The following is a 13,430-nucleotide window of genomic DNA, read 5'->3' on the forward strand; positions in this document are numbered from 1 at the left end:
AGACAAAAAAAAGAAGCCTATTGGCTTCTTTTTTTTGTCCCAGCTTAGGAATTTCCTCCTCCTTTAAACTCTCCCTGCTCTTCACCTCCACGTTCATCCCCGTCGGGTCGGTTTCCTTGCCTTCTGTCCTTAGGCTGGTTAAATCGGTATATAAATGATAGGTTCACCTGTCTTTTTCTCCACTGAAATTCACTGTCTCTGATAAATGAAGCAGTTTGTGTATAGCTTTGACGCCTTCTTGAGTTGAACATATCACTGACATTCAATGAAAGCGTAGCCTTATCTTGGAACAAATCCTTGCTCAGTGCCATGTCCAAAGAAAACATTGCATCGGTTTCGGTTTGGGCATTTTGCCTTGGACCCATGTAAAATGAATTAGCCTGAAGTTCCATTTTGGCCGGTAGTGTAAACTTGGAACTTAACCTAGTGAAAAAGCTCGAGTTGGAGGCACCGTAATCTACGTTGTTGAACTCTCCATCCGTGCTGAACAAAAAGAAGTTGACACTCCCATTCAATCTCCACCATTTTGCAGGACTGTACATTACACCTGCTTCCGCACCCACACGTTCATTGGTGGATAGGTTAATGGGCAAAGATCGGATGATCTGGATGCCGTCTGAAGTTACCTGGCCTGTTTCTTCCGTAATGAACTCAAAAGATCTTGTTTCCTTTTGGTAATAAATGGAAGACGTGAAGGTCAAAGTTCTCCATCTTTTCATATATCCTAGGTCAAACGCATTGGCAAATGCAGGATCTAGGTCCGGATTTCCTTGAAAAACGTTGGTTCTACTAGATCTTGATGGGAAGGGGTTAATAAACCAACCCCTAGGTCTATTGATCCTTCTGTTGTATCCAAGAGAGATGTTCTGGGTCTCGGAAATTTCAAAAACCAAGTTTATCGTAGGGAACAGCCCCAAATAATTCTTATCAAAATTAAGGTCAACATCTTGCCCGATGAGCTCATCCAATACAGCGCCATCAATGTCAGAATCCACACTCCCTTTCATTTGGGTATTTTCCAAACGCAAGCCTAGCAAAACAGAGAACTTGCCATATTTGTTGCCATATTGGGTGTAGAGTGCGTTTACGTTTTCGTGGTACGTGAATATATTGGTCAAGTCGGTATTGGTCTCAAAATTGCCTGTACCTTGATTCAAGGTATCCAATTGATAATCATTGACTTCCTTTTCAAAATTGCCTCGGTAACCCGCTTCAAATTGCGCATCGCCCATGGGTAGGACATAATCTATCTGGGCTAAAATATCATCTTGGGTCTGCTTTTCATAAATGTTCTCAAGCGCCAATAAATTGTCATTTGGAAAGGTGTTGTTTTCCTTTATTACCGTCAAAAGATCTTCATCATCCGTTGAATACTGAAAATCTGCGGTAAGCTTGTGGCCGCTATCATTTATATTATTGGTATAGTTTAAGGAATACTGACTGCTGCGGTCATCCTCGCCTTGATCTTCTGTTCTAAAGGTTCGGCTATCCAAGTCGTTGTCTATAAACCGCTGGTTGTCGTTTTCCGTCAAATCATTTTCATCAGACCATCTAAAGAAAACACTACCGGTAATGGAAGATTTATCCGTTAGGAAATATTCCATCCCAAGATTTATGTTAAAACCATCATCATTACGGCTGATGTCCCTTTCTTCAATAATCCTATCAAACTGACTTGTATCGGAAAGGTAAGTATTGTCATTTCTTCCTTCTCCCGGAGATTCCCTGTGGAAATACCCCAATGTGTTGAAAATGTTGAACTTTTCGGTGCGAAGATTAAAATTGGTCGTTGCCCTTGCATTGAAGGGAATACCCACGGTGGTATTTACGGACCCGTTGATACCCAAGGTCTTTTCCTTTTTGAGTATGATATTCAGGATTCCCGCTGTTCCTTCTGCATCATAACGGGCAGACGGGCTGGTAATTACCTCTACTTTTTCAATGGCATCTGCCGGTAGTTGGCGTAGGGCGTCGGTTGAACCAAATCCTGCCAATGCGGAAGGTTTCCCATTGATCAATATCCGAACATTTTCGTTACCCCGTAAACTTATGGCACCTTCAACATCCACGGAAACAGAAGGAATATTGCCCAGTGCATCACTTACGTTTCCTCCACTGGTGGTAATATCTTTTCCAATATTATAGACCTTTTTGTCCAGTCTTACCTCCACAGTGGTTTTTTCCCCAACCACTTCAACTTCTTGCAGTTGTGCTACGTCGGGTGCCAAGATAATGGAACCTAAATTTGTGGAAGCGCTATAGGTTTGATTGGTACGGGCATAGGTTTTATAGGAAATATATTCAACCCGGATATTATATTGACCTGGTGAGGCTTCAACCTCAAACTTACCATCCAAATCTGTTATTCCACCGGTGACCTGGGCGGGGTCATTGGAGCTTTGAAGTACAAAAGTGGCATACTCCAATGGTTGACCGGAGTCTTGATCGACCACTTTTCCTGAAATGGTAATGGAATTTTGAGCTTGGGTATTTACCGCAAATAGAGCGAACAAAAATAACGGGACAATGATTTTGTGCATAGTTTGGTTTTAAGTCGACAAAAGTGGTAGGAAATTCAGAAGAACTGAAATTAATATCTGTCAACAGCACAATTGGGCCCGTCAATGACCTTAAGGATTTGTTAATCTTTTTTCTTTTTCTTTTTCTTCTTTTTCTTCGTGGATTTGAAGCGGTTTTCTTGGAGTTCCATGAATGCGTTGTATTTGTCCTCCGGTAAGCCGGCCTTTAACTCCTCATTTTGTATTTTTTCGATCTTCTCTATTTCTTCTTTGGCCTTCAATGGCTCGAGACCCAAAATTTGAAGTTCTATGCGTTTTTGGACCGATTGCACCAAAGTAGTACGCACTACGGCCTCCTCAAAAGGATTAAGGCCCAAAGCCTCTGTAATCGAGGGCATCTGCCCATCTACCACCTCTTCTGCTGTGGGTGGCTCCTCTTCTTTTGGGGTAGACTGTACTTGAGGGAGGGTACTTTGTCTTCTTCCATACCTGTTTCCATAGGGTGAACCATATCCATACTGGGCAAAAGCCTCACTGGCACATAACAATCCTATACATAAGGTGAGAAGACTAAGGATGCTAATTTTTTTCATGACTATTGATTCAATTTATTGTAGCACTGGATACATTTGAGCTCCAATACTATAGCAAGGTATTGATTTTTTCGGCAGGTCTGCCAATTACGGCTTTTTTCCCGTTGATCACAATGGGGCGTTCAATAAGTTTGGGATGCTTTGCCATGGCTGCAACGATTTCAGCATCGGAAAGTTCCTTGCCCTTATAGTGTTCTTTCCATATAGCCTCGTTCTTACGGACCAGTTCAATGGGCGAAATGCCCAAATACCCTATAATTTCCTTGAGCTCATCCTCGGTGGGGACCTTGTCCAAATACTTGATGACTTCAAAGTCTTGTCCTGATTGTTCCAAAACTTCCAGCCCTTCTCTAGACTTCCTACATCTTGGGTTGTGGTATATTTTGATCATATTTCTATAATTGTCCGATGTCTGAATTTTATTCCTCTTTTTGTCCCATCATCATCAAGAAGGCTTTCAAAAATGCACCAATGTCCCCGTCCATAACGGCATCCACGTTCCCGGTTTCTTCTCCGGTGCGTACATCCTTGACCAATTTATAGGGATGCATCACATAGTTTCGGATTTGGGAACCCCATTCAATCTTCATTTTGGAGGATTCAATTTCTTTACGTGCCTCTTGCTTTTTCCGAAGCTCAATTTCATACAGCTGTGACTTTAACATCTTTAAAGCTGTGGCTCGGTTATCGTGTTGCGAGCGTGAATCTGAACAGGAAATTTGTATTCCCGTGGGCTTGTGTACCAATTGCACCTTGGTTTCTACCTTGTTTACGTTCTGTCCACCAGCACCACTGGAACGTGCCGTGGTTATCTCAATATCCGATGGATTTATTTCGATTTCTATGGTATCATCCACCAAAGGGTACACATAGACCGAAGCAAATGAGGTGTGGCGTTTGGCATTACTGTCAAAAGGGGAGATGCGCACCAAACGATGCACCCCATTTTCACCTTTGAGCCAACCAAAAGCGTATTCACCATCAATTTCGAGGGTTACGGTCTTAATACCGGCAACATCACCTTCTTGGTAGTTGAGTTCCTTGACCTTAAAGCCATTCTTTTCGGCCCACATAAGGTACATCCGCATAAGCATGGAGGCCCAATCACAACTTTCGGTACCTCCGGCACCAGCCGTAATCTGAAGCACTGCGGTAAGCTCATCGCCTTCATCGGAAAGCATGTTCTTGAACTCCAGGTTTTCTATGATCAACAAGGTTTTATCGTATTGTTGAGTCACTTCTTCCTCAGAGACTTCCCCTGCTTGTTGAAATTCCATCAGGACCTCAAGGTCACCCAATAGGGCTTGGGCAGCATTGTAATCCTCAACCCATTTCTTTTTGGATTTTAGCAATTGCATCTGTTTTTGGGCTTCCTGCGGATTGTCCCAAAAACCGGGTTCGAGGGTTTTTTCTTCCTCGTTCTCTATTTCAATAAGTTTGGCATCAATGTCAAAGATACCTCCTTAACGCACCAAGGCGCTCAATAAGATCTTTCTGCTGATCTGTAGTGGTCATATACTTAACTTTCGCACAAAAATAAACTTCTTTTGGAATATAACTGAATCAAACTTGATTGGTAAACCAACACTTGTTTTGCTACTGCCAGATTCATCTCACACCCAATCTTTTAAAAAGACGTTTTCATATGTTTTTAAAAATGAAATACATATTTTTAAGTCCAATTTCCACACCATTATGAAGAAAAGCATCACTCTGGCCATTATACTGTATTCGTTCTGTACTGTATTACAAGCGCAGACCTTTAACAAGGCAAAGGATTTTCAAAAGTTCAGCGGATATTTCAACTTTTACTACGACGATGAATCCGACAAAATATACCTCCAGGTGGATGAATTGGATAAGGAGTTCCTTTATGTGTATGCCTTGAGCAGTGGAATAGGGAGCAATGATATTGGGCTTGACAGGGGACAACTCGGGAACGAACAGGTGGTCTTTTTCAAAAAAGCAGGTAATAAATTGTTATTGGTACAACCCAATTTGGAATACAGGGCCATCACCCAAAATAATCTGGAACGAAAATCTGTGGAGCAGGCTTTTGCCAAATCCGTATTGCATGGATTTAAGATTGAGGAAGAGTCCCGCGGAAGTTATTTGATTGACTTTACTGATTTCTTGATGCGGGATGCCCATGGAGTGGCCAATCGGTTGAAAAGCACCAAGCAGGGTTCGTACAGTTTGGATAAATCCAAAAGCGCCTTGGATTTTGAACGTACCAAGGCTTTCCCAAAAAATGTGGAGTTTGATGCCATACTCACCTTTGAAGGAACTCCTACGGGAAGCTGGATCCAATCCGTGACCCCCAACCCGAGTCTGGTTACCGTGGCGCAACACCACTCACTGATCGAATTGCCTGATGATAAATACCAAAAAAGGGAGTTCGACCCACGTAGCGGGTCATACCCTTTTTCATATTATGATTATGCCACCCCGGTCCAAGAGTCCATTTTAAAACGGTTTGTGACCCGTCACCGATTGGAAAAGAAAAACCCAAGTGCCCCGGTCAGTGAAGCTGTGGAACCCATCATATACTATCTGGACAATGGCACCCCTGAACCGGTTCGCTCTGCTCTTTTGGAAGGAGGAAGGTGGTGGAACCAGGCCTTTGAGGCCATCGGTTACAAAGACGCATTTCAGTTAAAAGTATTGCCCGATGATGCCGATCCTTTAGATGTTCGTTATAATGTGATTCAATGGGTGCACCGTTCCACAAGGGGTTGGAGTTATGGCAGCAGTGTTACCGATCCACGTACAGGTGAAATCATAAAAGGGCACGTCAGTTTGGGAAGTCTACGCATTCGTCAGGACTTTTTAATCGCCCAAGCCTTGATGAACCAACCGTTTGCCGAGCGGGACGACAATTACCAGCCCATGCTGAATATGGCCTTGGCCCGTATCCGACAGCTTTCTGCCCATGAAATAGGCCATACCCTTGGCTTTGCCCATAATTTTGCGGCAAGCACCAACGATCGGGCATCGGTGATGGACTATCCGCATCCCCAGTTTGAACTGAAAGGAAGCACCATAGATTTCTCCAACGCCTATGACACGGGGATAGGGGAGTGGGACAAAGTGACCGTAGCCTATTCCTATTCCGATTTTCCAAAAGGTACTAATGAAAAAATAGCCTTGAATGCCATCCTAAAGAAAGCCCAAGATGAAGGGTTACGGTATATTTCCGATCAGGATGCCAGACCAACCGGAGGAGCCCATGCCTTGGCCCATTTGTGGGACAATGGCAAGAGTGCCAGTCAAGAGTTGGAAAATGTGTTGCAGGTCAGGAAAACGGCCATCAACAATTTTTCCATGGATAACATCCGGACCGGCGAACCCAATTCAGTTTTGGAAGATGTATTTGCCCCCTTGTATTTTTTCCACCGTTATCAAACGGAAGCAGTTTCCAAGCTTGTAGGTGGACTGGATTACAATTACGCCACCAAGGGTGACGGACAGCGGACAGTCCATATGGTGAACGAAGCGGTACAGGAACAGGCCTTGGAATCCATACTGGAAACCTTGGATGCCAAAGTAATTGCCATTCCACAGGATAAATTAGATCTCTTTCCACCCAGGGCCATTGGATATTCAAGAACCCGGGAATCGTTCAACGGTAGAACAGGGGTGAGCTTTGATGCCCTTTCCGCTGCCGAAACCGCTGCGGATATGACCTTGGGGCTTTTGTTGCACCCGGAACGTGCCTCTAGATTGATTCAGCAAAAGAGTTTGGACAAAAACCAATTAGGGCTTTCGGAAGTTTTGGAGGAAACGATAAAGAATACCATGGGAGCGTCTAACCGAGATGCCTATTTGGATGAAGTACAGCAGACCATTAATTTCAGGGTATTGTACCATATCATGAACTTGGCAGCCCATGATGCGGTGCATCCTCAGGTGAATGCTCTTGCCCATGAATCCCTTAAAAACATCAAGGCGTCCTTGCTTGGAGGTGAAAAAACAGCCATTGCGATAGAAATGGTTCGACGAATTGATGCCTTTTTGGACAATCCCGAAAATTTTAAATTGATACCTACTCCGAAAATTCCAGATGGGTCACCCATAGGAATGGATTGTATGAATTAGCTAAAGACAAGTACAAGTTCAAGCACATAGAAAAATATGGTATAAGTAATGCTAGAAAGGGCAGGTTTTAGGTAATAATAAAATGATGAAAGGGGAATTAAAGTGAGTATTCTACGGCTTGGTGTTGGGCCTTGATATTGAATTTTGAACTTTTATGGAAATCAATCTGATCAGTGATACGGTTACCCGGCCTACAGCGGGAATGTTGGCGACCATGCTGGCCGCCAAAGTAGGGGATGATGTATTTAAAAACGACCCTACGGTAAATGCTTTGGAGGAAAAAGTGGCCAACTATTTTGGTATGGAAGCTGCTTTGTTCTTTCCCAGTGGCACCATGGCCAACCAAACGGCCATAAAACTCCATACCCAACCCGGTGAGCAATTGATTTGTGATAAATACGCCCATGTCTTTAATTATGAAGGAGGTGGGGTCAGCTTTAACAGTGGGGTAAGTTGTAGATTGGTGGATGGGCATCGAGGGATGATGACTGCCGAACAGGTGGAAGCCTCCATAAATCCTCCAGATTTCTACCACAGTCCTTTGACCTCTTTGGTTTGTATCGAGAACACCACCAACAAGGGTGGGGGAGCCTGTTGGGATTTTGCCGAACTTCAAAAAATCAGAAAAGTTTGTGATCAACACCACCTCAAATACCATTTGGATGGGGCCAGGTTATGGAATGCGTTAGTGGCCAAGAAAGAGGACCCAAAAAGCTACGGAGCTCTTTTTGATACCATAAGTGTGTGTTTGAGCAAGGGGATGGGCTGCCCTGTAGGTTCTGTACTCGCAGGCGATTCCGAAACCATTGCAAAGGCGCTTCGTGTTCGTAAAGTGTTGGGTGGGGGAATGCGTCAAGCCGGTTTTTTGGCCGCAGCAGGAATCTATGCCATGGACCACCATATTGACCGATTGGCGGATGATCACAAAAAAGCTGCCGAAATCGGAAAAGTTCTCTCTAAGCTGGGCTTTATCAAAAAAGTGGAGCCCATAGAAACCAATATCATCATCTTTGAGTTGGATGAATCCCAGATGTCATCCCCTAATTTTTTGAAAAAGCTGGAAGAAAACCAGATATCCATCATTGGAATGGGGCAGGGAAAGCTGCGTATTGTCACCCATTTGGACTATACGGATGCCATGCACGACCATTTCCTCACTATCTTGAAAAAAATAGGATAGCTTATTTCATAAAGGAATCCATTCCCGGGATATTGGGCATCCCTTCTTTGGCCACGGCAGCCAATTCCGTTTCATTGACCTCGGTAGCTTTGGTGATGGCCTTATTAAGGGTCAATACCAAATAATCTTCCAGTTGCTCTTTGTCTTTCAATAAAGAATCGTCCACACTTATGGATTTTATTTCCCTATTGGCGGTAAGGGTCACTTTCAAAAGGCCATCAGCGGATGTTTCATCAATCAATACGGTGTTCAAACGCTCTTTGGTGGCTTCAACCTTTTTCTGGGCTTCTTTGAGTTTGCCCATCATACCCATTAAATCTCCAAACATAGTCGCAATTTTTTAGTTGTAATTGACTTCAAAAGTAATACATTGAAAGAAATCTAAATCTATGGGACATGCCAAAACACTAGCTTATAGTATCATTTTAAGCCTTATTTTTGCAGGCTCTTGCCAAAATACTAAACAAGAATCCATGAGTATACAACCCCCGGTGGCCCAAAAGAAACCGACAAAACTGGAGAAACACGGTGATGTACGGACCGATGATTATTATTGGATGAACAATAGGGAAGATCAGGATGTGATCGATTACCTGAATGCCGAAAATGAGTATTATCAACAGATGACCGCTCATACCAAAGTGTTCCAAGAGACGCTGTTTCAGGAAATCAAGTCCCGAATCAAGGAAGACGACTCCTCCGTGCCCTACAAATTGAATGGCTACTGGTATATTACCCGTTACGAGGAAGGAAAGGAATACCCTATTTTCTCGCGCAAAAAAGAAAGTTTGGAGGTCGAGGAGGAACTCATGTTCGATGGTAACCAGATGGCCAAAGGCCACGAATACTTCAACCTAAAAGGGGTTACCATAAGCCCCGACAATACCTTGGCCGCTTTTGCCACGGATACGGTATCCAGAAGACAGTATAATATACAGATAAAGAACCTCCTGACCGGTGAAATTTTTCCCGATTTAATAGAAAACACTACCGGGAGCTCGGTTTGGGCCAATGATGGAAAAACCTTGTTCTATACCAAAAAGGACCCTGTAACCTTGCGTTCGGATAAAATTTATAAACATGTATTGGGGACTTCATCAGCGGATGATGTATTGGTGTTCCATGAAGAGGATGATACGTATAATACCTTTGTCTATAAGACCAAGTCCCGAAAATTTATCGTGATCGGTTCGGTGAGCACGCTCACCTCTGAATATCAAATTTTGAACGCCGACGACCCCAATGGGGATTTCAAGATATTTTCGCCCCGTGATTTAGGTGTGGAATACTCCATTTCACATTACGAAGGCAATTTTTATGTCCTTACCAATAAGGACAAGGCCACCAATTTTAAGCTGATGAAAGTCAGTGAAGGCCAGACCTCATCTGAACATTGGGAAGATTTTATCCCGCACAGGGAAGATGTATTGTTGGAGGATGCTGAAATCTTTAGGGACTATTATGTGCTTTCTGAGCGGGAGAACGGACTCAACCAGCTCAAAATCTCCCGTTGGGACGGTACGGACAGCTATTATCTGCCTTTTGATAGTGAAACGTATGTGGCTGGACCTTCGGTAAACTTGGATTTTGATACCAACGAACTTCGGTATTATTACAATGAGATGGGGGCACCCTATGCCGTCATCGATTTCAACATGCAGACCAAGACCAAAAAGGTTTTGAAGGAGCAAGAGGTCCTTGGAGGCAAATTTGACAAGGCCAATTATACCACGGAACGTTTGTGGGCCACGGCATTGGATGGCAAAAAAGTGCCTATTTCCTTGGTGTACCGAAAAGATACCCCTTTGGATGGGACCAGTCCGTTATTACAATACGCCTATGGCTCTTATGGGAGCACCATTGACCCATACTTCTCATCCGTACGGTTGAGTTTATTGGACAGGGGCTTCATTTTTGCCATTGCCCATGTAAGGGGAGGGGAGTATTTGGGAAGACCTTGGTACGATGATGGTAAAATGCTTCATAAAAAGAACACCTTCACCGATTTTATAGCCTGTTCCCAATTTCTGATTGAGAAAAAATACACCAGCCCGGAGCATTTGTACGCCAGTGGCGGCTCTGCAGGAGGTTTGTTGATGGGTGCCATCATCAATATGGCCCCTGAACTCTATAACGGAGTCATTGCCTCGGTGCCTTTTGTGGATGTGGTCACTACCATGTTGGACGATACCATTCCTTTGACCACAGGAGAATATGACGAATGGGGAAATCCCAATGACAAAGAATACTACGATTATATCAAATCCTATTCACCTTACGACAATGTAGAGGCCAAGGAATATCCCAATCTTTATGTTACCACAGGGCTGCACGACTCGCAAGTACAGTATTGGGAACCAGCTAAATGGGTGGCCAAGCTAAGGGACTATAAAACAGACGATAGCCTGTTGTTTTTGGATACCAACATGGATGCCGGGCATGGTGGGGCATCCGGTAGATTTGAGGCTTTACGGGAAACGGTGAAGGATTACGTATTTATTTTAGATCTTGAAGGAAAAGCCTTTTAAAAATAAAAATGTTACTTTTGTGCCGGACTTTTGGCGAAATATGGCTAATTTGTCCCTTACCTAATACCAGTTATGAAGAAACAGATAAATGCGCACAGCAGTATCCTTGACCTAATTGGAAATACCCCCTTAGTTAAGCTTAACACTATTGCAGCTCCCCTAACCGGAAACTTTTATGCCAAGTTGGAGTCCTTTAACCCAGGACATTCCTCCAAGGACCGTATAGCCGTCCATATTATTGAGGAGGCCGAACGAAAGGGAATCCTTAAGCCAGGAAGTACTATTATTGAGACCACATCGGGCAATACGGGCTTTAGCTTGGCCATGGTCAGTATAGTAAAAGGGTATGATTGTATTTTGGCCGTGAGTTCAAAATCATCGCCCGATAAGATAGATATGTTGCGTTCCATGGGTGCCAAGGTATATGTATGCCCTGCCCACGTAAGCGCAGACGACCCGCGTTCGTATTACGAAGTGGCCAAACGTCTTCACCAAGAAACCAAGAACTCCATTTATATCAACCAGTATTTCAACGAACTCAACATTGAGGCCCATTATCAGACCACCGGGCCGGAGATTTGGGAGCAGACCAACGGGAACATCACCCATTTGGTGGCCTGCAGCGGTACTGGGGGAACCATTTCCGGGATTGCACGGTATTTAAAGGAACAGAACCCCAATGTGAGGGTTTTGGGTGTGGATGCCTATGGTTCCGTACTGAAAAAATACCACGAGACCGGGGAGTTCGATCATAATGAGGTATATCCCTACCGTATTGAAGGTTTGGGAAAAAACCTTATTCCAACAGCCACGGATTTTAACAGCATAGACCGTTATGTAAAGGTCACCGATGGTGAAAGTGCCCATATGGCCCGAAAAATAGCCCATACCGAAGGGATGTTCGTAGGCTATACCAGTGGGGCCGCCATGCAGGCACTGTTCCAGTTGAATACCGAAGGTGAGTTTACCGAGGACAGCAATGTGGTGGTAATCTTCCCAGACCACGGCTCACGTTATATGAGCAAGGTTTACAGTAATGAATGGATGGAAAACCAAGGCTTTTTTGATATCCAAAATGCCGAGGTACCAGAAAAAATAGAATACATTAAGTAGTAAGATGTACTACATAACCTAAATAAAGACGGCAATGATCTCATTGTCGTTTTTTTGTATAAAAATTTCGTTGTGCGTACTTCGTAAAAATCTATACTTTTGCAATTCAATCAATTTTAAGGTAGATGAAAGATTTATTTGATAGGATCATTGAAAACAAAGGACCTCTAGGGAAATGGGCATCGCAGGCAGAAGGGTATTTTGTATTCCCGAAACTGGAAGGACCCATCTCAAATCGAATGAAATTCCAAGGAAAGGATGTGATAACGTGGAGTATCAATGACTACTTGGGACTTGCCAATCTACCAGAGATCAAAAAAGTTGATGGGGACGCCGCATACGAGCACGGTGCCGCCTATCCCATGGGCGCCCGTATGATGAGCGGCCATACCGATTACCACGAACAATTGGAAAAGGAGCTTGCCGAATTCGTTCATAAGGAAGCCTCTTATTTGTTGAACTTCGGGTACCAAGGATTTATGTCCGTAATAGACGCCTTGGTGGCCAAAGACGATATTATTGTCTATGATGTGGATTGCCACGCCTGTATCATTGACGGGGTGCGCTTGCACATGGGCAAACGCTTCACATTTAAGCACAACGACCCAGAGAGTTTGGAGAAAAACCTGGAACGTGCCACCAAATTGGCCAACGAGACCGGTGGTGGTATCCTTGTAATTTCCGAAGGGGTGTTTGGAATGCGTGGAGAGCAGGGAATCCTTAAAGAAATCGTGGAGCTGAAGAAAAAATTCCAGTTCCGTTTGTTGGTAGATGATGCCCACGGCTTTGGAACCCTTGGTAAAACAGGGGCCGGAGCAGGAGAGGAGCAAGGTGTACAGGACCAGATTGACGTCTACTTGGCCACTTTTGCGAAATCCATGGCAGGTATCGGGGCTTTTGTGGCTGCCGACAAAGAAATCATAGAATACCTTAAATACAACCTAAGATCGCAAATGTTCGCCAAATCGTTGCCCATGGTCTACGTGAAAGGGGCATTGAAGCGATTGGACATGCTTCGTTCCAGACCAGAGCTCAAGGCTAAACTGTGGGAAAATGTAAATGCCCTACAAAACGGACTTCGCGAGCGTGGTTTTGATTTGGGAACCACCAGTAGCTGTGTTACCCCGGTCTATTTGAACGGAAGTATCCCAGAGGCTATGGCCTTGGTAAAGGATTTGCGTGAAAACCACGGTATCTTCTGTTCCATTGTGGTATATCCGGTTATCCCAAAAGGATTGATATTGTTGCGATTGATTCCAACGGCCACCCATACCCTACAGGATATTGCGGAGACCTTGGATGCCTTTTCATCCATTAGGGAACGATTGGAGAACGGTACCTACAAAAGACTTTCTGCTGCCGTGGCGGCTGCAATGGGGGAGTAACGAGTAGAATAAGC

Annotated in this window: 10 protein-coding genes; 5 read left to right on the forward strand and 5 right to left on the reverse strand. The window is 44.1% G+C overall.

Going from position 1 to position 13,430, the window contains the following annotated elements:
• Window positions 1-44: 44 nt before the first annotated feature.
• From F8C76_RS03520 to prfB, 4 genes are all read right to left on the reverse strand, one after another.
• A complete protein-coding gene (locus F8C76_RS03520; RefSeq protein ID WP_152130483.1) occupies window positions 45-2,540 on the reverse strand; it encodes a TonB-dependent receptor in 2,496 nt (831 codons plus the stop codon).
• Window positions 2,541-2,641: 101 nt separating this feature from the next.
• Complete coding sequence (locus tag F8C76_RS03525) at window positions 2,642-3,112, reverse strand: hypothetical protein (protein ID WP_152130484.1); 471 nt, start codon at window positions 3,110-3,112, stop codon at window positions 2,642-2,644.
• 49 nt (window positions 3,113-3,161) lie between these two features.
• The gene (gene arsC, locus F8C76_RS03530) at window positions 3,162-3,503 is read right to left on the reverse strand and encodes an arsenate reductase (glutaredoxin) (RefSeq protein ID WP_152130485.1); all 342 of its coding nucleotides are present in this window, start codon (window positions 3,501-3,503) and stop codon (window positions 3,162-3,164) included.
• 28 nt (window positions 3,504-3,531) lie between these two features.
• Window positions 3,532-4,627 (reverse strand): peptide chain release factor 2 gene (gene prfB / locus F8C76_RS03535; RefSeq protein ID WP_152130486.1). Its coding sequence is split into 2 segments (ribosomal slippage): window positions 3,532-4,563 and window positions 4,565-4,627, totalling 1,095 coding nucleotides; the frame shifts between segments, so codons are not numbered across the junction.
• Window positions 4,628-4,807: 180 nt separating this feature from the next.
• On the opposite strand from prfB, the gene F8C76_RS03540 reads away from it, so the two are divergent.
• Window positions 4,808-7,210, forward strand: coding sequence for a zinc-dependent metalloprotease (locus F8C76_RS03540; protein ID WP_152130487.1), 2,403 nt, complete (start codon window positions 4,808-4,810; stop codon window positions 7,208-7,210).
• Between the two features lie 154 nt (window positions 7,211-7,364).
• Window positions 7,365-8,390, forward strand: a complete 1,026-nt coding sequence (locus tag F8C76_RS03545; protein ID WP_152130488.1) for a threonine aldolase family protein — start codon at window positions 7,365-7,367, stop codon at window positions 8,388-8,390.
• A 1-nt stretch (window position 8,391) separates the two neighbouring features.
• Here F8C76_RS03545 and F8C76_RS03550 read toward each other — a convergent pair whose 3' ends face one another.
• Window positions 8,392-8,718 carry a YbaB/EbfC family nucleoid-associated protein gene (locus F8C76_RS03550; RefSeq protein ID WP_152130489.1) on the reverse strand — a complete coding sequence of 109 codons (327 nt, stop codon included), beginning with the start codon at window positions 8,716-8,718 and terminating at the stop codon, window positions 8,392-8,394.
• A 145-nt stretch (window positions 8,719-8,863) separates the two neighbouring features.
• Here F8C76_RS03550 and F8C76_RS03555 point away from each other — a divergent pair, with 145 nt between their 5' ends.
• From F8C76_RS03555 to capB, 3 genes are all read left to right on the forward strand, one after another.
• The gene (locus F8C76_RS03555) at window positions 8,864-10,918 is read left to right on the forward strand and encodes a S9 family peptidase (RefSeq protein ID WP_249042354.1); all 2,055 of its coding nucleotides are present in this window, start codon (window positions 8,864-8,866) and stop codon (window positions 10,916-10,918) included.
• Window positions 10,919-10,990: 72 nt separating this feature from the next.
• Complete coding sequence (gene capA / locus F8C76_RS03560) at window positions 10,991-12,031, forward strand: cysteate synthase (protein WP_152130491.1); 1,041 nt, start codon at window positions 10,991-10,993, stop codon at window positions 12,029-12,031.
• Window positions 12,032-12,156: 125 nt separating this feature from the next.
• The gene (gene capB, locus F8C76_RS03565; RefSeq protein ID WP_116218891.1) at window positions 12,157-13,416 is read left to right on the forward strand and encodes a cysteate-C-fatty acyltransferase; all 1,260 of its coding nucleotides are present in this window, start codon (window positions 12,157-12,159) and stop codon (window positions 13,414-13,416) included.
• Window positions 13,417-13,430 lie beyond the last annotated feature (14 nt).

Source organism: Flagellimonas olearia (assembly GCF_009184425.1).
GTDB classification, from domain to species: Bacteria; Bacteroidota; Bacteroidia; order Flavobacteriales; family Flavobacteriaceae; genus Flagellimonas; species Flagellimonas olearia.

Excerpts from the sequence above, each read along its gene's own strand:
- F8C76_RS03520 (WP_152130483.1), bottom strand. The coding sequence starts at position 2,540 with ATGCACAAAATCATTGTCCCGTTATTTTTGTTCGCTCTATTTGCGGTA.
- F8C76_RS03525 (WP_152130484.1), bottom strand. The coding sequence starts at position 3,112 with ATGAAAAAAATTAGCATCCTTAGTCTTCTCACCTTATGTATAGGATTG.
- arsC (WP_152130485.1), bottom strand. The coding sequence starts at position 3,503 with ATGATCAAAATATACCACAACCCAAGATGTAGGAAGTCTAGAGAAGGG.
- F8C76_RS03540 (WP_152130487.1), top strand. The coding sequence starts at position 4,808 with ATGAAGAAAAGCATCACTCTGGCCATTATACTGTATTCGTTCTGTACT.
- F8C76_RS03545 (WP_152130488.1), top strand. The coding sequence starts at position 7,365 with ATGGAAATCAATCTGATCAGTGATACGGTTACCCGGCCTACAGCGGGA.
- F8C76_RS03550 (WP_152130489.1), bottom strand. The coding sequence starts at position 8,718 with ATGTTTGGAGATTTAATGGGTATGATGGGCAAACTCAAAGAAGCCCAG.
- F8C76_RS03555 (WP_249042354.1), top strand. The coding sequence starts at position 8,864 with ATGAGTATACAACCCCCGGTGGCCCAAAAGAAACCGACAAAACTGGAG.
- capA (WP_152130491.1), top strand. The coding sequence starts at position 10,991 with ATGAAGAAACAGATAAATGCGCACAGCAGTATCCTTGACCTAATTGGA.
- capB (WP_116218891.1), top strand. The coding sequence starts at position 12,157 with ATGAAAGATTTATTTGATAGGATCATTGAAAACAAAGGACCTCTAGGG.